This window comes from Streptomyces sp. NPDC060027, from assembly GCF_042737005.1.
In the GTDB taxonomy this organism is placed as follows: Bacteria; Actinomycetota; Actinomycetes; order Streptomycetales; family Streptomycetaceae; genus Streptomyces.
This window is the reverse complement of the sequence record NZ_JBHWVI010000041.1, coordinates 32,010-51,368: the sequence shown is the minus strand read 5'-3', so window position 1 is coordinate 51,368 and position 19,359 is coordinate 32,010. Positions and strand designations below refer to the sequence as shown.

Sequence of the window (19,359 nt, the reverse complement as noted above, 5' to 3'; positions counted from 1 at the left end):
CACACTTGCCGGCGGACGGCTTCCCCGCAGTGCCCTGTCCGTCCGCCGGCACCTCAGGTCGCGCACCCTCGCGCAGGTGGCCTCAGGGCCGGGCGACCGTGCCGAACCTGACGTCGTACCCCTCCCCCTCGTGCATCGCCGTGAGCAGCCGCTCCCCCTCGGCCGTGACCTCGTCCCGCTGTGCCTTCGTGAGCCGTCCGAAGGGTTCGACGACGAGCGCGTCCTCCTCCAGCTTCCACAGGCCGGCCAGGAATCCGTCGACCAGCAGGGTGCAGTAGGCCTGATTGCCCTGCCAGGTACGCCCCTTGAGGTCGGCCGGGACGACCCGGGAGCGGTCGGCGTGGGACAGCAGCAGATTGTCGAACTCGGGCAGGAAGCGGGGCGGGGCCGGGGTGTCCGCGTCCGGGCGGGACGCGTCGGGGAGGTCGAAGAGTTCCGCGCCGTTCTCGTCGCGGAATGTGACGAGCCGGGGCCGGAGCCGCTCGAACACCTCGCGGAGCCGGGTCAGACCGGCCCAGGTCTGCATGTCCTTGACCGAGGCGGGGCCGAAGGCGGCCAGGTAGCGCAGCACGGTCGCGTCCGGCGCCGGGGCCGGCTCGGCGGGGCGGCCCAGCCAGTGCTCGGCGGTCGTGAGGGCGACCTGGCCGCTCCGGCCCCACAGACCGCGCGGGGTGACTTGAACGAGCGGCAGGGTGCAGCGGGCCGCGATGGAGAGGGCGAACGGGTCGGCGTCCGGCCACTCGGCGAGCAGCGCCTCGCGCAGCTGCTTCATGGTGCGCGGCTCGGTCTCCACCAGTTCACGGCTGATCGCGGCGAGCCGGTCCAGGTCGACGCCGGCGAGCCCCGTGCGGAACTGGCCCAGCTCACGGTCGCGGGCGGCCTGCACCAGCGGACGCAGGGTGAGGGCGTCCTCGGCGGTGTGCGTGTGGATGGTCGAGCGCATGGTGACGATCCGGACGACCTGGCGCGCGTCCATGGCGGCCGACAGGTGCTCGGGCCGGAACCCCTCCACCCGGGCGGCGAGGGCGTAGTACGGCGGCTTCACGTTCTGTGCCTGGAGGCCGAGGAGGTGCCCGACCGCGGCCGTCGCGGACAGCGGGGAGCGGCGCAGCAGGAGCTGACGGTCGAGGGTCGCACGGTTGAGGGCGCGGTTGCCGAGCACGGGGGCCGTCGCGGTCGTCTTCGTCATACCCGGCACGCTAGCGCCGCTCGCGGACACCTTCTGTCCGCAACTCTCAGCGCGATCCCGATGCCGCCGGACACCCGGGGATCGTTTGCCCCGTATATCCTGCTCCGTGATCACGCAGACGTACGTTCGACCCTGGAGGCAGCCGCGATGTCCGAGCGACGCGCCCACTCAGCCTCGAACAGCCGGAAGGGCACAGGGGACACGGACAGCTCCGCGGAGGCGAAGGACTCCAGGGGGCCGCGGGGTGCGAAGGCCGGCCGGATGTCCGTCTGGCGGCGCGCCCTGACCCCGCCGTCGGCGCCGCCCCCGCAGCCGCCGGCACCGAAGGAGACTCCCCCGGCGCCCGAACCCGCCGAGGTCGCCAGCGTCGTCCAGGCCGCGCTGTACCGCGACGGGGTGCGGGTGTCGACGCCCGCGTCCCTGGCCGAGACGTTCCGTGAGCTGCGCGAGCAGCCGTCAGGGATGGCGTGGATCGGTCTGGCCCGTCCGACGGAGGCCGAACTCCTCTCGCTGGCAGCCGAGTTCGACCTGCATCCGCTCTCCGTCGAGGACGCGATGGAAGCGCATCAGCGTCCGAAGCTGGAGCGCTACGGCGAGACGCTCTTCGTCGTCCTGAGCGCCGCCCGCTATCTGGACGCGGTCGAGGAGGTCGACTTCGGCGAGCTGCACGTGTTCGTGGGGCCCGACTTCGTGATCACGGTCCGGCACGGCGCGGCGCCGGACCTCTCGGCGGTGCGCCGCCGCATGGAGGACAGCCCGGAACTGCTGAGACTCGGCCCGGAGGCTGTGCTCTACGCGATCCTCGACTCCGTCGTCGACGGTTACGTCCCGGTGGTCTTCGGCGTCCAGAACGACATCGACGAGATCGAGACCGAGGTCTTCCGCGGTGACCCCGCGGTCTCCCGCCGTATCTACGAACTCTCCCGCGAGATGGTCGAGTTCCAGCGCGCCACCCGCCCGCTGGTCGGCATGCTGCACAGCCTGATGGCCGGCTTCGCCAAGTACGGCACGGACGAGGAGCTCCAGCGCTACCTCCGCGACGTCGCCGACCACGTCACCCACACCAGCGAACGCGTCGACGGCTTCCGCCAGGCCCTCACCGACATCCTCACCGTCAACGCGACGCTGGTCACCCAGCAACAGAACGCCGAGATGCGCGCGTTGGCGGAGGCGGGCTTCGAACAGAACGAGGAGATCAAGAAGATCTCCTCCTGGGCCGCCATCCTCTTCGCCCCGACCCTCGTCGGCACGATCTACGGCATGAACTTCGACCATATGCCGGAGTTGCACTGGGTACTCGGGTACCCCTTCGCGATCGTCCTGATGTCGCTTGTCTGTACCAGTCTGTACGTCATCTTCAAACGGAAGGACTGGCTCTGAGCAATCGCCCTGAGGGGCGTCGCCACGGGGCCGGCGCGGTGGCCCGTACGGCTACGGCGTGCATGTCGTGCACCAGCGCCAGGACGACGGGGCGGAACGGATCGGCTTCTTCCTCGAAGCCACTGACCGGCAGGTCACCGAGGACACTCCGGTGCCGCCGTCCCTGGACGAGAGCGTCCCCCTCATCGGCGGAACGGCGCCCGCTGCCGCGGGCATGACCGGTGCGGGCAGTGCGATCGCCCTCCTGGACACGGGGGTTGCCACCCATCACCGTTCCTCAAGGGGCGGGTCGTCGCCGAGGCGTGCTTCTCACCGATCGACGCCGACTACTCCGCCACCAGTCTGTGCCCGAACGGCACCGAGGAGCAAGAGGGCACCGACTCGGCCGACTCAGAGACCGGGCCGTGCGCGACCATCACCACATGCGACCACGGAACCCACGTGGCCGGCATCGCCGCAGGCAATGGCAAGGACATCGCCGGAGCCCCGGCTCGCGGTGTCGCTCCCGGTGCCGACATCGTCGCCATCCAGATCTTCAGCAAGTTCACCTCGGAGGACTACTGCGGAGCCGGCGACGCACCGTGTGTCCTGAGCTTCACCAGCGCCCAGCTCTCGGCGCTCGAGAAGGTGTGGGAACTCAAGCAGTCCGGAACCCCGCTCGTCGCGGCCAACCTCAGCCTCGGCAGCGGCCGGTACGCCAGTGCCTGCGAGGACGACCCGCGCCAGGCGGTGATCGATCAGCTGCTGGACACAGATGTCGCCACCGTCGTCGCGGCCGGGAACGACGGATACACCGACGCGGTCAGCGCGCCCGCCTGCATCTCCTCCGCGCTCGCGGTCGGTGCCACGACCGACGACGATGAACTGTCCACCTTCACCAACCGCGGCCCGCAGCTCGACCTGTTCGCCCCCGGCACCAGCATCGTCTCCTCCGTCCCCGGCGGCGGATACGTCTCCAAGAGCGGCACCTCCATGGCCGCCCCGCACGTGGCCGGTGCCCTCGCGGTCCTTCGGCAGGCGTTCCCCACCAGAAGCATCGCGTCCCTCGAAGCGCTCTTGAAGGCCACGGGAAAGCCCATCACCTATACCGGCGCCAGCACCCCCCGCATCGACATCGGCCAGGCACTCAGCCACACGTCGGACAAGCCCGGTGACTTCAACGGCGACGGCAAGTCCGACGCCGCCTACCTGTACGACTACGGAGCCAACTCCGACGGCACCAGCCACTCCGCCCTGTGGCTGCAGACCTCGAACGGCACCGGCTTCAACAAGCCCGTCAAACTCTGGGACTCGGGCACCGGTTCCTGGACCTGGGACCGGACCAGAACCACCTGATCCCCGACGCGATCACCTGACAGAGCACACCCGAAACACGGAGCCCCGGATGGCGGAACACACCGCCACCCGGGGCTCCGTCCCGTAGTCAGAAGGGTCCTGCGCGCTGCCGACCTCGACACCCCGCGGACGTCCCCGGCGGGATACACGCTGCGCATCCGGTCCAGGGCCGCCGTGCAGGAAGCCGTGTCTCACCGGACAACTTGCGCGGTCGTCTCCATGCACCAGCCCCCACCGGCCAAGATCAATCGCAGGTCCGCTCGTTAGGGTCGGAGGCATGACGACACCCCTTGCCGGCAGTGCCTTCGACTCGCTCCGTCTCGACGCCGTGCGCGACCAGGAGGCGCTGCGTCGGGCGTACGAACTCCCCAGTGACGCGGCCGTACGCAAGCAGATGACCGAACTCACCGAGCAGACGCGGCGGTTGATCGGCTGCTCATCGCTGGTCCTGATCGCCAGCGCGGACGCCGAGGGCAACTGCGACGTCTCCCCGCGCGGCGGCCCCGCCGGGTTCGTCGCCGTCCTGGACGCACGGACGGTGGCGATACCGGACGCGACCGGCAACAAGCGGCTGGACACCCTGCAGAACGTCATCGCCACCGGACGGGCCGGGCTGCTGTTCGTCATCCCGGGGCGCACCACGACGCTCAGGGTGAACGGCCGGGCCTGCGTCTCCACCCGCCCAGAGCTGTTGTCGCAGCTGACCGCCGTGGGAAAGCCGCCGGCCAGTGCGCTGGTGCTGGGGATCGAGGAGGTCTACCCGCACTGCCCCAAGTCGCTGCTGCGCAGCGGGGCCTGGAAGCCGGAGCAGTGGCTGCCGGCGGACGCCCAGCCGACCTCGGCCGAGGTGACGCTGGCCCAACTGCGGATACCGGAGCTGACGATCTCCGACATCGAGCAGGCGGAGGCGGACTCGCTGAAGTACCGATACGAGTAACGGACCGATCCGCGGATCAATGACCTGCTGAAGGCAACCGCCTGATCACGGCATCGCACAGGCTCTAGTTGGTGCCGGCGGTGAGTTCGCTGAAGAGTTTGTTCGGGGTGTCCGAGGTGAACTGGCGCTGCAGTTCGGCTCGGGCGACCTGCTTGCGGAACTCCCCCTCGTGGCCGGTGCAGCCGGCGTTGTGCATGGTGTCGGTGATCCAGGTGGCGAACGCCTGGTAGTTCCAGATGTGGGGCGGGCAGGTCTCCGAGTAGCTGTCGAGGAGGCCGGGATCGCCTTCCTTGACCTCGTGGATGACGGCACGGGCGAAGACCTCGGTGTCGTGGAGGGCCAGGTGGATGCCCTTGGCGCTCATCGGCGGGACGATGTGGGCCGCGTCTCCGAGGAGGTAGAGCTTGCCGTGGCTCATCGGGTCGAACACCACGCTGCGCAGCGACACGATCCGCTTGTCGATGATCTCGCCGGTCGACACGAGAGTTCCGAACCGGGCTTCCAGTTCGCTCCAGACGCGCTCGTCCGGCCACTGCTCGGGGGTGTCGTCGATCGAGCACTGAAGGTAGATGCGGCTGGGTAGCCGTGCGGTAGCCAGGCAGCCCCTTGGAGCGGCGCTCCCTCTGGTTCGGGGTACGTCGGCGAAGCTTGGCGGTCTTTCGGCATCAGGCGTCAGTTTACCGGTGGCTCGGCTGCTCCGGTGGAGCCGACCGTCGCCCCGATCACGGACCGACGTGGACATGTGCCGCCCACAAGGACGGCAACTCGATGTATTTGTTGCGTTGTTCGCGCATCGTGTTGTGCAACGCGGCGGCAACCCTGTCATCTTCGATCCTGCCCGTGGAGCTGAGCAGGCTGGAGTAGAAACGGTCGGCGACCCGGGCGGCCAGGCGGTCATTGACTTCCCAGAGAGTGCCGATCACATGGCGGAATCCCGCGAGTTGGAATGCTGACGTGAGGTGGATCGCCTCATCCACCAGGCGGAGGTCTGCGGTGAGCGCTGTTCGGCATGCCGACAGGTAGGCCAGCCGGGCTTGGTCCAAGTCGACCGAAGCGAGGCGGGCGATGGTCATCGGCGAGGTCTGGTGGTCGTGCAGAAGCAGTCCGCTGTGGGACGGATCCACCGCGTCGCTGACAGCGTGACAGGCGAAATGCGCGATGGAGCAGTCGGCCAGTCGGGAAAGGACATTGGCCGCTGTGGGGATCCCGTCGGGTGCCTGGTCTCCGCCGGTCCCCGGACTTTCGGTGAGCACGATGTGCCGCGGCAGCCGCCTTCTGAGGTTCTCGACTTCGCTGCGCACATAGGGCAGCGGCGGGGCGCCGGGCGTCGTCGGCATTGCCACGATCAGCGCCTTCCCCGGGGGAGCCGGAGCCATGGCTCCCTGTCGTGCGTGGCTCAGGGAACGGATCGTGGGAGTGTAGGAAGAGACGACGCGGTCCATGACCGTGTGGCCGGTCTTCTGCCGGTGCCGGCCGGCCGCGTGGATGGGCAGCAGTCCGAACGGGCCGCCGAGGACCCACCAGATCCGCGGCAGAGGCGCACCCTCCGATGGCGCGCCACGGAAGTTCAGCTTTTCGAGAACGGGCTCGGCAGCCGCTTCCCACAACCATTCCAGGACATCGTGCAACAGGCTTTGCGCACGGTCCAGTTCGCCATCTCCGACACCGGGATCCCGGACAGCGGCAAGGGAGGCATGGAACTGGAAGAGCTTTTCGCCGGCGGATTCGACGGTGAGCCCGGGCAGCTCGATGGTGGTGATTCCATCTGTCTGCACCAGGATGGCGTCGCTGCGGTGACGGCTGACGTTGTACACCACGATCGGGCCGCGGTGCGCCTGCTCTCTGAGCTGTTCCGCCACCGGCGGGAGATGGAAGGCGCGGAATTCGTCGAGCCTACGGATTTCAGCGATGGCCGCAGCGAATTGAGCGGCGATCTGATGCCGGTCGTGGATTTCGTGTTCAGGCGTGGCCGCCGTGGGCCCAGTGTTGTCGGAGGGTGAGTCGGCGCTGGAGGCGTGCAGTCGGTCGCGCAGCCGGATGTAGCGTGCCGCGAGTTCAGGGTGCCGCTGGTGCAGGTCCGTCAGGTCACTGCGGGTGTCGAGCGCCTGGCTGAGCAGTACGGCTCTGCCTTGCTCCAGCAGGCCCAGTGCCCGCGCCGCTCCGGCTCGGCCGTTGGCGGCCAGGGCCAAGGCGGCGGCGTCGCAGGCCAGACCCGTGAGATTTCCCAGTGCGTGCTGCTGGTCGGCGCGAGCGAGCTGCCGGGGGACGGTGTCCGGAAGAAGATGTACCGCGTTTTCCAGGATCTCGGCGGCGTAACGGGTGTTGCCCCGGCTCAGGGCTAGTTCCGCCGCGCGAGCTGCCGCGCTGATCCTCCATGCCGGGGTGCCGACGGCGTTCCGAGAGGCGTCGGCGTAGGCTTTTGCCGCGGCGTCCACGTCTTCCCCGTCCGTGGTTTCCTGGGCGCGGGCATCAAGGGCCCGGCCCAGGTTGTACTGGTAGACGACGCGGTGCGGATCGGTTTCGGAGGCGGCCTGGACTGCCGCCCGGGCTGTTTCGAGCGCCTCGTCCAGGTTCCCGGATTCCCCGCCGGTGCTTTGGTGTTGTTGGCGGAGGGAATCGCTGAGGTTGGAAAGACACAGTGTGTGGAGCGGATGGCCGGGCGGGGCGGCCAGGAGGGCCATGCGGCAGATGTCGACCGTCTCGTCCACGTGGGACGGCCGTCCGGTGGGTGTCGCCGGATAGCCCAGGGCGGCCGCCAGGGTGGACAGATGCAGAGCCCGGTTCTTGTGGCCGACGGGGGTGTTGTCGACCCCCTCACGGGCGGCGGCGATCGCTTCCTCAAGGTCTGCCGGTTCGCCGAAGCGCTCGAAGCGCCTCCGCAGGAATCCGCTCAGATTGGCCCAGAAGACAGCCGATTCGGATGTGTCGCTGGGCTGCGGGCGGGCGGTCCGGACGGCCTGACGCAGGTGCTCGATCGCTTCGTGGAGGTCGTCCTGTGCTCCGGTGCGTACGAACCGGTCTCCGAGCGCTGCTCCGAGATTGGAGAGGTTGGCAGCCCGGCCGGGGTCCTCACAGGGAGTGAGTCGCTCTGATTCGCGCAGCAGGGAAACCGCTTCGTTGAGAGAGTCCTGCTCCCCTGTGGCCCCGAACCGGTTCCGCAAGGCCGCTCCCAGATTCGACAGGACATTGGCACGGGCAGGGTCGCCTTCGGGGAAAGCCTCCAGAGCACGACGGCCTATCGCGATGGCCTCGTGGAGATACCCCGTCTCCCCGGTGCGTTCGAAGCGTTCCCGAAGGAGAATGCTGAGATTGCACAGCAGCCTGCCCTGCGCCTTGTCATCGTCGTCGGCATGCGCAGGGTGCACTGCCAGTCCATGTGCCTCGATCGCGTCGTTGAGGTGCTCGGTCGTCTCGGTGCTGCGGAACTGTGTCAGCAGGGCATCGGCCAGGTGGGCTCGGTACATCGCCCGGGCCGGGTCTTCGGGGTGCGCTGTCTGTACGGCCCGCCGCAGGACAGCGATCGCCTCAGCGAGTGGTTTCCAGTCGCCCGTGTCGTTGTGCCGTGCCTGCAGCGCCTCTCCCAGAGTGTGCAGAAATCCTGCCCTCTTCGGGTGGTCGGAGATACGCTGCACGGCTTCCCGGGCGACGGTGACCGCTGCCTCTAGATCGGACTGCGCCCCGTTCCTCTTGAACCGCAGCAGCACGGCTTCACTGAGTTTGGCCAAATAGAAGGCGCGGGATTCGCCCACTACGGGCGGCGTGGCTTCCACGATGCGGCCCCACAGGCCGGGAACGGCGGCACACAGTTCGGGGCCCGCTTCTTCCCGCATCTGCTGGAGCATGGCCAGCGCGACGGGGACGCTGGCTTGGGCGAGCAGGGGCATCAAGAGCTGCGGCAGGGGGATGCCGCCGGCCACGAAGCAGGGTGCGAAAACCTGTACCGCGGCCTCGGTCTCCTCGTCGTTCGAGCGTCCCTCGTGCTGCAGTGCCCACGACCGGTACCAGTACAGGGAGCCGAGCATGGTCCTGGCTTCACCGACATCACTGTCACGCAGGGCCCCGGTGAGACGACGGGCATCGGCCAGCGCCCCCGGCTCCAGTACCGCTGACAGATCTCCCGCTGTCTCGAATCGGCGCACGCGTGCAGCGACTGCCGCGGCGGGGTCCTCCGGCATGCCGCTCCCTTCACCCGCTCAGCAGGGAAAAGGTAGTGGCTCAGCGGGCGGACGGGGGGAGTCGAGCCGTACATGGCCATCGTCGATCAAATCTGGTCGTGTGCGCGCAGACGGCGGCGCATGACCAACCATCCACAGCCGAATCCGGGCACCGCCACAGCCAACGTCAGCGCGACGGGCGAGGCCCTGCCGGTGGCGGCGTGCGTGAGCACGGTGACGGACAGCCAGCCCGCGGCGGCACCGACCAGTCCGGCAAACACAGCACCGACTCGGCCCCGCCCGCGTCCGGGCGTCTGCGCCGGGGCCACGAGCCACAGAACCATGCTGCCCAGCAGGAGCGCCAGCGCTCCGAGCAGCGCGATGAGCGCGGGAATCGCGGGACGGGGAAGCAGAGGAATCCGGTACCCGAAGGTCTGAGCAGCGGCCAGGACCATCAGTACGGCACCGAGAAACGCGGCGTGCAGCAGATTCGTCTCGCTCTGCCGCTGTTGGAGAGCGTCCGCCTGTCGCTGGGTCAGCTCTCGGCGCCGCTGCAGAGCGTTCTCCGCCTCGGCCGCCACCGCCGCCAGCGCATCACGTGCGCGTTCCCGGTCCGCTTCCAGATAGATCAGTTCATCAGCCATGCGCTGGACGAACCAGCCGGCCAGGGCAAGATCGTCGGCGAACACGCCGGGCACGGCGGCGGTCACCCCGGCGCCGTCCCTGAACGCACGCATGTTCGCCTCGGCGATCTGCGCGGTGGTGCGCATCTCCCGCAACCGAGTGATCCACTGGGTGAGGCCCGCGGAACCGGCGGTCAGCGCCAGCAGCCGGTTGCGCCACAGGGCCAGTTCGTCGCTACGGACCTCCGGCTGTGTGTCGTCGCCCGTCGGGACCCTGTCCAGGACGGCGAGCGCAGCGTCCACGACCGTCCCCACGGCGGAGCCCTGATCGCTGTCGTGGGCCGCGTGCACCCTGATCTCGTAGCGGAGTTTGGCCGCGTTCGCCAGGTAGCGAGCGAACGGAGGCGGTGCGCCGCCGCCCTGGCTCCACAACCAGCGCTCGACCTCCTGCGGCTCGTTCCCGCGGTCGGCGGCAACGGCGGCGAAACGGCGTTGCCGACGGGCCCCGGAGCTGTCGGCCACCTCCCACACGGTGACCGGCGGGTGTGCCACCTCGACGCCGTGCCCCAGACGCGTCGGCGATGCGGCGGAGGACAGCCCGGCCCGGATCTCCTCCTCCACCGCCCGGGCACTCACCGGCGACGTGTCGTCCGCACCGTGGTACGCGACGAACAGCCGGGCCTCGCCGACGGTCCACTCCTGGCTGGCACCTGCGACGTGCGTCCACCTCCGGTCCCACTCCCCCCAGGACCCCTCGGCAGCCGCGTCGGGCGAGAGTGCCACCGACAGACACAGCAGTTCGTGGTGCCTTTGCACGATCGCCTGTGACAAGCCGTCATGGCTGCGCCGCGCCGCCAGCCCCCCGGTCCCGGGCAAGTCCTGAAGCTCTTCGGGAAGCGCGTCGGGCAGCCCGGTCGCCGCTACGGGACGTGTCATACCGAGACCCGGCCCACACATCGCCCATACCTCGCGGAGCCGCCGATAGGACACGCCCGCGCGCGTTCCGGTCGTGGCTATGAACAGATGGACGACGAGGGACTGGTCAGTGAGGGTCGTCACCGTCTGGTTCGTCCTCCCCGGGATCCCTGGCTTCGCTCCGCAGCGCGTGTACCAGCCGGTTGGCTCGTTCCAGCAGTTCGGGCGGTGCAGGTTCGCCCTCCTCGCCGAGCCGCGTCCGGATCCGCGTGGGCGTCACAAGCTCCAGCTGTCCCGCCGCTGCGTTCAGGACGTCCGGATCCCCCGACCTCAGCCCGCTCTCCAACCCGTCCAGCGCGCGCCCCACACGGGCCCACCCCATCGGCGTCAGCACCAGACCGACGATGCCGGCCACTGCCTCCGCGGCATCGTTGCGCTCCTCGGCACCGTCCGCCCCGGCAACGCCCTGCTCCGACAACTCCATGCCGGACAGGGTAATTGAGCGGAACACGGCTACTGTCCGTTTCCCCCTCACCGGCAATCGGCCGCTCCAGCCGCCATGCCTTCCCGGGCAGCCCTGGACGCCTGTCCCGGGGGCGTGGAGGCTCAACCCGCAGGCGCAATAGTGACCTTGACGTGTTTCATCAGGGGCTGGTCGCTCTGGAGGCTGTAGTCGCCGATCGCGCACAGCACGTTCATCTCCGGCATGTACCCGGCCGCGCAGCCGCGCGGGATGTCGTAGGGAATGGCCAGGTAGCCGTGGAGATTGCGGTGGCTGCCGTCCTTGGCGGTGCTGACGATGTCGACCGGGGTGAACTCGGAGATGCCGCGTTCCCGCATGTCGTCCTCGTTCATGAAGACGAGTGTGCGCAGGTTCTTGACGCCCCGGTAGCGGTCGTTGTCTGAGTAGATCGTCGTGTTCCACTGGTCGTGGGAGCGCATGGTGCCGAGCGCCAGCGTGCCGGGAGCGGGGACCACGTCGGGCAGGGGGGCCGTGGAGAACTCGGCGCGTCCCGTCGGAGTGAGGAAGACCAGTTCGCGGGCGGGCTGCTTGATGCGGAAGCCGAGCGGCAGCCGCACGCGGCGGTTGCAGTCCTCGAACCCGTCGAGGGCCCGCGCCATCGTGTCGCGGATGCGGTCGTAGTCCTCGATGTACCACTCCCACGGAGTCTCGCTGTCCGGAAGGGCGGCGCGGGCCATTCCGGCGATGATCGCGGGCTCGGACAGCAGGTGCTTGGAGGCGGGGCGCTTCATGCCGATGGACAGGTGGACCATGCTCATCGAGTCCTCGACCGAGGTGCTCTGGACGCCGCCTCGCTGGTGGTCCTTCTCGGTCCGGCCCAGGCACGGCAGGATGAGCGCCCGGCGGCCGTGGACGAGGTGGCTGCGGTTGAGCTTGGTGCTCACCTGGACCGTGAGGTCGCAGTTGCGCAGCGCCGCGTAGGTGTACGGGGTGTCGGGCGCGGCCAGGGCGAAGTTGCCGCCCATGCCGACGAACACCTTCACGTCGCCTCGGTGCATGGCGTGGATGGTGGCCACCGTGTCCAGGCCGTGCTCGCGGGGCGGGTCGATCCTGCAGACCTCGGCCAGCCGGTCCAGGAACTCCTCACGGGGGCGGTGGTCGATGCCGCACGTCCGGTTGCCCTGGACATTGCTGTGGCCGCGCACCGGCGAGGGCCCGGCACCTTCCCTGCCCAGATTGCCGCGCAGCAGAAGGAGGTTGACGATCTCGCGCACGGTGTCGACGCCGTGTTCGTGCTGGCTGACACCGAGACACCAGCTGATGATGGAGCGGTCGGCGTCGCGGTAGACACGGGCCGCCTTGAGGATGCCGTCCCGGTCGATCCCGGACTGGAGCTCGATCTCGTCCCAGGACGTGGCCTCGCACACCGCGCGGTACTCGTCGAAGTACGCCGTGTGACGGTCGATGAACTCCTGGTCGACGGCCTTGGGATCGGTCCCGGACTGCTCCAGGACCGCCTTGGCCATGCCGCGCAGGAGCGCCATGTCGCCGCCGATGCGGGGCTGGAGGTTCAGGGTGCTGGTCCGGGTGGACTTGAAGAGGGCCATGTCCGTGAAGTCGTGCGGAACGATGGTGCGGGTGGCGGCCGCCTCGACCAGCGGGTTGACGTGCACGATCTGGGCGCCGCGGTGGTAGGCCTCGGCCAGGGCGGTGAGCATCCTGGGCGCGTTGGAGGCGGCGTTGACGCCCATGATGAACAGGGCGTCGGTGGTCTCCCAGTCCTTGAGGTCGGCGGTCCCCTTGCCGGTGCCCAGGGACGCCTGGAGGGCCCGGCCACTGGCCTCGTGGCACATGTTCGAGCAGTCGGGCAGGTTGTTCGTGCCCAGTTCGCGGGCCATCAACTGATAGAGGAACGTGGCCTCGTTGCCGAGGCGGCCGGAGGTGTAGTACGACGCCTGGTTCGGGTCGTCGAGTTCCCGCAGGGCACGGCCGACCAGTGCGAACGCGTCGCGCCAGCTGATCGGCACATAGTGGTCCGACTCCGGGTCGTAGACCATCGGCTCGGTCAGCCGGCCCTGGTCCTCCAGGGCGTAGTCGCTCCAGCCGAAGAGTTCGGTCACCGAGTGGGCGGCGAAGAACTCGCGGCCGACCCGCTTCCCCGTCATCTCCCAGGTGACGTGCTTGATGCCGTTCTCGCAGATGTCCAGGTGCAGGCCCTTGGTGTCGTCGGGCCACGCGCATCCGGGGCAGTCGAAGCCCGTGTTCTCGTGGTTCATGCGCATGATCGCCCGCGGGCCGTCCACGAGGGCGCGTTCGCGCACCAGGAAGCGGCTCACGCTCTTGGCCGCACCCCAGCCGGCGGCGGGGTGATGGTACGGGTGGAATTCCGGTTCGCCCTGGGGGTCGGGCCCCACATGGGGCTCCAGGCCCTCCTGGCCGTCCTGGGATGCGTTCAAGAGTCTTCACTGAGCCTAGGACTGGGGTCGTCGTCCGTGGTTCGCGGCGTGCTTGCGGCGGCTCTTCTTCTTCCGGCGTCGCTTCGAGGACACGGGAACCTCCCTCACTGGCAGGACATCGGGAAGCGTCCTGAACTCCGGGGTTCCACGATTCCATACATCACAAACCGTCGCGATTCGACCCGGCGGCGCATCGAAATACGTGGATATGCTGTAAATCGTCCCATTCAGCTCATTCTTCGGTACCCCTAGGAGCAGGCATGCCCAGCGAACCCGCCCCCATCAGCGAGGCTGCCCGGCACGCCCTCGAGCAGGAACTCGCCGACCTCCGCACCGAGCGGGGAACGGTCGCGGCGACCCTGCGGGACTCCGACGCGGAGGTGGGCGACAGCGCCGACGAAGCGGACGAATTGCAGCGCGCCGACGTTCTCCGGCGGCTGGACGACCGTATCTCCGACATCACCACACGCCTCGGTCAGGCGGAGTTGGCCGGCCCGCCGCCCACCGACCTGGTCGGCGTGGGCAGCACGGTCACCGTGCGGTTCTCGGACGGCACGGTGGAGACCGTTCAAATCGGCGCGACCGCCGCGGTGTTGGACCGGACGCTCGTCACGGCCGACAGCCCGCTCGGCAGCGCGCTGCTCGGCCACCGGGCGGGCGACACCGTGAGCTTCGAGGCACCCGACGGCCCCGCGAGCGCGGCGGTGGTCTCGCTGGGCGAGTCACCCGACCACAACGGCTGACCGCGGCGACCGACCGGCCCCGCCGATTCCCGTAGCGGGCCGGCTCCGCTAGTTCTCGTAGCGGGAGGGCGGGAAGGGGTCCCGGGACCGCCGGGTGACGTTGCCCGTCGGAATCCGGCCGGCGCCCACCTCGAGATCGATCTCCTCGCGCTCTCTCCTGTACGCGGATTCGGGGTCTTCCGTCGGACCGGCCACCAGACCGGCTTCCCGCCGCTCGCGCTCCGTCCGCGCGTACAGCTCGTCGTCGTTCACCCGCAGGGGCATTCCCCTGTTGTGGGCGTGCTCCGGATCGCCTTCGACATCCCGGTTGGACTTGTGGTGCGTCATGCGCCGCCTCCTCAACTGACTACCCGGCGTTCACGCGCCCGGGTACGCCTTCGATGTCAGGAGTCCTCCGTCCCGTCCTTCGTCGTACGTTCCATACTCGTTCGCCGATTCGCCGGCGGCCTGCCCGCTGCCCCGCTCCGGCTCCGGGCCGTCGCCCGGGGCGCCCTTGCGCACGGTGCAGTGGACGGAGCCGTCCCGTCCGTCCGCGACGATCGTGTCGCCGGGTTCGGCCTCGCCACCGAGCAGCAGCTCCGCGATGCTGTTGTCGAGTTCCGTCTGGATCGTGCGCCGCAACGGCCGCGCGCCGAACTCCGGTTGGTGACCATGGGCGATCAGCAGTTTCTTGGCCGCCTCCGTCACCTCCAGCTTCATGCCCTGCGCGCGCACCCGGCGTTCGCTCTGCCCGAGCAGATGACCGACGATCTCCGCCAGGTCGTCCTCGGTGAGACTGTGGAAGATGATGATGTCGTCGATGCGGTTGAGGAACTCGGGCAGGAACCGGGTCCGCAGCTCGCCCATCAACGCGTCCTTGAGCTCGGACACATCCCCCTTGTGGTCGAGGATGCGGTGGGCGCCGATGTTGGACGTCATGATCACGACGCAGTGCCGGAAGTCGACGGTGCGGCCCTGGCCGTCCGTGAGCCGCCCGTCGTCGAGGATCTGGAGCAGCGTGTTGAAGACATCGGGGTGCGCCTTCTCCACCTCGTCGAACAGGACCACGCTGTACGGCTGCCTGCGGACCTTCTCGGTGAGCTGGCCCGCTTCGTCGTAACCGACGTATCCCGGGGGCGCTCCGACGAGACGCGCGACCGTGTGCTTCTCCTGGAACTCGCTCATGTCGAAGCGGATCATGCGGCTCTCGTCGCCGAACAGCAGCTCCGCGAGGGTCTTGGCCAGCTCCGTCTTGCCCACGCCGGTGGGGCCGAGGAAGAGGAAGGAACCCACGGGGCGGTTCGGATCGCCCATGCCCGCCCTGTTGCGGCGTACCGCCTGCGAGACGGCGGTGACCGCCTCGTCCTGGCCGACGATACGGGCGTGCATCTCCTCCTCCAGCTTGAGGAGCTTCTCCTTCTCGCTGGCGGTGAGTTGGGACACCGGGATGCCGGTGCGCCGGGAGACGACGTCCGCGATGTCGCGTGCGGTCACGGACACGACACCGGCGCGCCGCTCCTCGATCCCCGCGAGCTCGCCCTCCGCCTCCGCGATCCGCCCCTTCAGGTCTCCCGCCCGCTCGAAGTCCTCGGCGGCGACGGCCTGATCGCGCTCTCGGCGTAGTTTCGCGATGCGGTCCTCGCGTTCGGCGACCTCGGTCGAGCGGCCGGCGCCGCGCAGCCGCACCCGCGCGCCCGCCTGGTCCATCACGTCGATCGCCTTGTCGGGCAGGAACCGGTCGCTGATGTACCGGTCGGAGAGTTCCGCCGCGGCGGCCAGGGCGCCGTCGGCGAAGCGGACCTGGTGGTGCGCCTCGTACGCGTCGCGCAGTCCCTCCAGGATCTGCACGGTCTCCTCGACCGTCGGCTCCGGAACCAGCACCGGCTGGAAGCGCCGTTCGAGCGCGGCGTCCTTCTCGACGTACTTGCGGTACTCGTCGATGGTCGTCGCACCCACCACGTGCAGCTCTCCGCGGGCGAGCGCAGGTTTGAGCATGTTGCCCGCGTCCATCGAGCCCTCGCCCGTCGCGCCCGCCCCGACGACCGTGTGCAGTTCGTCGATGAAGAGGATGATCTCTCCCTCCGACGCCTGGACGTCCTCGATGACCTTCTTCAGCCGCTCCTCGAACTGCCCGCGGTACTGGGCACCCGCCACCATGCCGGACAGGTCGAGCGAGACGACGCGCTTGCCCTTCAGGGTGTCGGGCACATCGCCGGACACGATGCGCTGCGCGAGTCCCTCGACGATCGCGGTCTTTCCTACGCCCGGCTCTCCGATGAGCACGGGGTTGTTCTTGGACCGTCGCGAGAGGATCTCGATGGTCTGCTCGATCTGCTCGGCCCGTCCGACCACCGGGTCGAGCCGCCCGCCCTTCGCCTCTTCCGTCAGGTCCCGTCCGAACTCGTCCAGGGTCGTGGCGGGCTTCTCGGGCTCGGCGGGACGGCTGTCCGGCCGGGCGGCCCGTTCCGTGAGGCCCGCCAGCTTCTGCGCGTCCTGCCCCTCGGCACGCAGCAGCTGGGCGGCACCGGTGTCGGCGTCGCCCAGCAGGGCGCCGAGAATGTGCTCGGGCCCGATGTAGGACACACCGGCCGCCTGCGAGCGGGCGAACGCGGTGGCGAGGGTGCGTTTGGCCGCCGGGGTGAGGCCCGGTTCCGAGGACGGTTCGCTGGTCTCCCGGGGAAGCACCTCGGCCAGCTGGGAGGCGAGGGTGTCGGGGTCCACGTCCGCCCGGGCCAGCAGCGAGCGCGACGGTTCTACGCGCGTGGCGGCCCAGAGCAGATGCTCCGTGTCGAGATCGGACGAGCCGTCCTGCAGGGCACGCCGCGCGGCCAGGTTGAGGAGTTCCTGCGAGGACTCCGTCAGCAGTCGTCCGATGGGCACTCGCTGCACTGCCGGGGGTGATGACGCGGGCGACATCCCGAAGAAGCGGTTCAGCATCTCACCGAAGGGATCGGACGCGCCGAAACCGTACGACGACATCGACATGGGCAGCTCCCGGTGCGGTGTGAGTCCTTACCACCATTTCGCGGCGCCTATTGCTCCGCAACCGGAGCGGCCATCCACGACACCAGGCCCAAGGCCTGCGGAGATGCCCTGGAGAACGGGCAAAGCGCCGCAGGGAAAGGTGCGTTGGCGGACTCCGGAGAACGGGCACGGAATCCGGGCCCGGCCCCGTTTCCCCGGCAGGGCGGAACGGGGGTCGGACCCCGCTCCCGGCAGGGTCAGGCCGTGTCCGTGCTCGCGTCGCTCCACGGGTCGAGAGCCACCACGGCCTCGTCCGTGTGGACCAGGAACGTCAGGGTCTGGCGGAAGTACAGGTCGATGCCGATGGAGTCGTGGGCCGTGTAGCCGATGGCGAGATCCTCACCGAGCCGCAGCTCGTAGTCGCCGCCCCGGGTGGTGAGCAGGAAGGCCCCTTCCATGGCGGGGGCCCAGATCAGCCGGCCGTCGAGCATCCGGCCGAGGTGGGCGGCGATGGGGTAGCCGTGGTCGGAGGTCTCGCTGACCGCCGTGTACGCCTCCGCCCCCAGCAGCAGCGCGTACGGGCCCTGCACGCCTGCCAGCCGGAGGGTGCTCAGCGCGTGGCTGACCGCGTCCGGGAAGTCGCGCGGCTCCGCGGGAAGACGGAGCACGGGGTTGGAGGTGCGTGCGCGAAGACCGTCGATACCGGCCGCCGTGTACCCGTTGAAGACGGTCTGGTCCTCGGCGAAGGCCATGGTGCGGGCGGCGTCCTTGACCGGTTGCCAGTCGGAGTCCTTGGCGCCCCGGTCGACGTCGTCGACGGCGGCACGGCTCACCCTGAACGGCACGGTCAGCTCGACCAGGGGCTGTACCTGGCGCAGCCGTGCGGCGACACCGGGTGACGGCCCGTCGATGCCGGACAGGTGGCCCGTCCCCACGGCCGCGCGTTCGGCGCCGTCGGGGCCCGAGACGTCCACGGCGCGTCGGCCGGCGAGGTTGCGCCGGAAGGTGCGGCGCGCCTCGTCCTCGATCTCGGCCCAGGCCGCGGGTGTGATGGGGGCGAGTTCGCGGTGCAGGTTGCCGGTGCCGTCGAGCGTGGTCATGGTCGGACTCCTTTGAGGCTGCCGATCCCCAGTGAGCCGTCCGCCGCCGCCGGCTCGCAGGAACCGGCGGGGAGGTCGACTGCCGGCTCGCCGGAGCCGGCGGGGAGGTCCGCCGCCCGCTCGCCCGGAGCGGCGGGCAGGTCGTCGAGGAAGTCGACGGTCGGCACGTGGAAGAGGCATCCGGTGATCGCGGTCGAGAAGTCGAGGATGCGGTCGTGCGGGGCCCGGCCGTCTCCGAGGAACATGTTCCGCAGCATCTGCTCGGTCACCTCGGGGGTGCGGGCGTATCCGATGAAGAACGTGCCGAACTCGCCTTCTCCCAGGGTGCCGAACGGCATGTTCTCCCGCACGATCTTGCGTTCGCTACCGTCCTCGTCGGTGATGGTGTTCAGCGCGACATGGGAGTCGGCCGGCTTGACGTCGTCGGGGAGTTCGACGTTGGCGAGCTTCGTGCGCCCGATGACCTTCTCCTGCTCGTCCGACGGCAGCGCGTTCCACGTCCGCAGGTCGTGCAGGTACTTCTGGATGATCACGTAACTGCCGCCCTCGAACGCGGGGTCCTCGGCACCGACGAGCACGGCTTCGGCGGCGGGCCGTCCCTCGGGGTTCTCGCTGCCGTCGACGAAACCGAGCAGGTCGCGCTCGTCGAAGTACTTGAACCCATGGACCTCGTCGACCACCGTGACCGCGCCGTCCAGTCGTTCCACGATCAGCCGGGCCAGTTCGAAACACAGGTCCATCCGTTGGGCCCGGAGATGGAACAGGAGATCTCCCGGCGTGGACGGGGCCCGGTGGCGCCTTCCCGTCAACTCCACGAACGGGTGCAGCCCTTGGGGGCGAGGGCCGCCGAACAGCCGGTCCCAGACCGCCGATCCGATGCCGACGATGCAGCCGAGCTCGTCGCCGGGCGCCCGGAAGGCGACGGAACGGCGCAGCCCCGAGACATCCTCCAGCAGGCCGCGGACCGTGTCCTCGTGCCCCGGCCTGACGGTGACCACGAGGAACACGGTGGCCCTGGCCGGTCGAGAGATCACAGCCTGTGGCTCGGCCAAGGGTCGGCCTCCTCATGAGACGTGGAGGTGTCCGTCGTGCGCGGACCGATCGGTTCTTCCTCCCATCCT

The 19,359-nt window shown here is 69.4% G+C and carries 14 protein-coding genes; 4 read left to right on the top strand and 10 right to left on the bottom strand.

The window, feature by feature from the left end; translation table 11 throughout:
• Positions 1-82: 82 nt before the first annotated feature.
• Positions 83-1,189 (bottom strand): winged helix DNA-binding domain-containing protein, encoded by a 1,107-nt coding sequence (locus ACFWBT_RS13655; RefSeq protein ID WP_385699254.1) that lies wholly within the window; start codon positions 1,187-1,189, stop codon positions 83-85.
• A gap of 261 nt (positions 1,190-1,450) precedes the next feature.
• On the opposite strand from ACFWBT_RS13655, the gene ACFWBT_RS13650 reads away from it, so the two are divergent.
• The 3 genes from ACFWBT_RS13650 to ACFWBT_RS13640 all read left to right on the top strand — a co-directional run bounded on the left by ACFWBT_RS13650 (position 1,451) and on the right by ACFWBT_RS13640 (position 4,841).
• Positions 1,451-2,569 (top strand): magnesium and cobalt transport protein CorA, encoded by a 1,119-nt coding sequence (locus ACFWBT_RS13650; protein ID WP_385699262.1) that lies wholly within the window; start codon positions 1,451-1,453, stop codon positions 2,567-2,569.
• 441 nt (positions 2,570-3,010) lie between these two features.
• Positions 3,011-3,904, top strand: coding sequence for a S8 family serine peptidase (locus tag ACFWBT_RS13645; protein ID WP_385699251.1), 894 nt, complete (start codon positions 3,011-3,013; stop codon positions 3,902-3,904).
• Between the two features lie 277 nt (positions 3,905-4,181).
• Entirely contained in the window at positions 4,182-4,841 is a 660-nt protein-coding gene (locus tag ACFWBT_RS13640) for an MSMEG_1061 family FMN-dependent PPOX-type flavoprotein (RefSeq protein WP_385699247.1), read from the top strand.
• A gap of 64 nt (positions 4,842-4,905) precedes the next feature.
• Here ACFWBT_RS13640 and ACFWBT_RS13635 read toward each other — a convergent pair whose 3' ends face one another.
• From ACFWBT_RS13635 to ACFWBT_RS13615, 5 genes are all read right to left on the bottom strand, one after another.
• Entirely contained in the window at positions 4,906-5,583 is a 678-nt protein-coding gene (locus ACFWBT_RS13635; protein ID WP_385699243.1) for an FAD-dependent monooxygenase, read from the bottom strand.
• Entirely contained in the window at positions 5,564-9,016 is a 3,453-nt protein-coding gene (locus tag ACFWBT_RS13630) for a CHAT domain-containing protein (RefSeq protein WP_385699240.1), read from the bottom strand. The genes ACFWBT_RS13635 and ACFWBT_RS13630 overlap by 20 nt, the downstream gene beginning before the upstream one ends.
• An 86-nt stretch (positions 9,017-9,102) precedes the next feature.
• Positions 9,103-10,677, bottom strand: a complete 1,575-nt coding sequence (locus tag ACFWBT_RS13625) for a CATRA conflict system CASPASE/TPR repeat-associated protein (protein WP_385699237.1) — start codon at positions 10,675-10,677, stop codon at positions 9,103-9,105.
• The gene (locus ACFWBT_RS13620; RefSeq protein ID WP_385699235.1) at positions 10,661-11,017 is read right to left on the bottom strand and encodes a CATRA system-associated protein; all 357 of its coding nucleotides are present in this window, start codon (positions 11,015-11,017) and stop codon (positions 10,661-10,663) included. The genes ACFWBT_RS13625 and ACFWBT_RS13620 overlap by 17 nt, the downstream gene beginning before the upstream one ends.
• A gap of 122 nt (positions 11,018-11,139) precedes the next feature.
• A complete protein-coding gene (locus ACFWBT_RS13615; protein WP_385699232.1) occupies positions 11,140-13,452 on the bottom strand; it encodes an FdhF/YdeP family oxidoreductase in 2,313 nt (770 codons plus the stop codon).
• A gap of 260 nt (positions 13,453-13,712) precedes the next feature.
• Between ACFWBT_RS13615 and ACFWBT_RS13610 the strand changes: the two genes are divergently transcribed.
• Entirely contained in the window at positions 13,713-14,195 is a 483-nt protein-coding gene (locus ACFWBT_RS13610; protein ID WP_385699229.1) for a GreA/GreB family elongation factor, read from the top strand.
• 48 nt (positions 14,196-14,243) lie between these two features.
• Here the strand turns inward: ACFWBT_RS13610 and ACFWBT_RS13605 are convergent, their stop codons facing one another.
• The 4 genes from ACFWBT_RS13605 to ACFWBT_RS13590 form a co-directional block, all read right to left on the bottom strand.
• On the bottom strand, positions 14,244-14,522 hold the full coding sequence (locus tag ACFWBT_RS13605) for a hypothetical protein (protein WP_351536529.1): 279 nt from the start codon (positions 14,520-14,522) through the stop codon (positions 14,244-14,246).
• Between the two features lie 30 nt (positions 14,523-14,552).
• Complete coding sequence (locus ACFWBT_RS13600) at positions 14,553-17,159, bottom strand: ATP-dependent Clp protease ATP-binding subunit (RefSeq protein WP_385699227.1); 2,607 nt, start codon at positions 17,157-17,159, stop codon at positions 14,553-14,555.
• Positions 17,160-17,395: 236 nt separating this feature from the next.
• On the bottom strand, positions 17,396-18,238 hold the full coding sequence (locus ACFWBT_RS13595; protein WP_385699224.1) for a family 1 encapsulin nanocompartment shell protein: 843 nt from the start codon (positions 18,236-18,238) through the stop codon (positions 17,396-17,398).
• Positions 18,235-19,290: a Dyp-type peroxidase gene (locus ACFWBT_RS13590; RefSeq protein ID WP_385699222.1), complete on the bottom strand. Its 1,056-nt coding sequence runs from the start codon at positions 19,288-19,290 to the stop codon at positions 18,235-18,237. Before ACFWBT_RS13590 ends, ACFWBT_RS13595 begins: the two co-directional genes overlap by 4 nt.
• Positions 19,291-19,359: the final 69 nt, after the last annotated feature.

Bases quoted from the DNA above. Each gene is read 5' to 3' on its own strand.
- ACFWBT_RS13605 (WP_351536529.1), bottom strand. From the start codon at position 14,522: ATGACGCACCACAAGTCCAACCGGGATGTCGAAGGCGATCCGGAGCAC.
- ACFWBT_RS13595 (WP_385699224.1), bottom strand. From the start codon at position 18,238: ATGACCACGCTCGACGGCACCGGCAACCTGCACCGCGAACTCGCCCCC.
- ACFWBT_RS13610 (WP_385699229.1), top strand. From the start codon at position 13,713: ATGCCCAGCGAACCCGCCCCCATCAGCGAGGCTGCCCGGCACGCCCTC.
- ACFWBT_RS13640 (WP_385699247.1), top strand. From the start codon at position 4,182: ATGACGACACCCCTTGCCGGCAGTGCCTTCGACTCGCTCCGTCTCGAC.
- ACFWBT_RS13655 (WP_385699254.1), bottom strand. From the start codon at position 1,189: ATGACGAAGACGACCGCGACGGCCCCCGTGCTCGGCAACCGCGCCCTC.
- ACFWBT_RS13620 (WP_385699235.1), bottom strand. From the start codon at position 11,017: ATGGAGTTGTCGGAGCAGGGCGTTGCCGGGGCGGACGGTGCCGAGGAG.
- ACFWBT_RS13635 (WP_385699243.1), bottom strand. From the start codon at position 5,583: ATGTCCACGTCGGTCCGTGATCGGGGCGACGGTCGGCTCCACCGGAGC.
- ACFWBT_RS13630 (WP_385699240.1), bottom strand. From the start codon at position 9,016: ATGCCGGAGGACCCCGCCGCGGCAGTCGCTGCACGCGTGCGCCGATTC.
- ACFWBT_RS13600 (WP_385699227.1), bottom strand. From the start codon at position 17,159: ATGTCGATGTCGTCGTACGGTTTCGGCGCGTCCGATCCCTTCGGTGAG.
- ACFWBT_RS13650 (WP_385699262.1), top strand. From the start codon at position 1,451: ATGTCCGTCTGGCGGCGCGCCCTGACCCCGCCGTCGGCGCCGCCCCCG.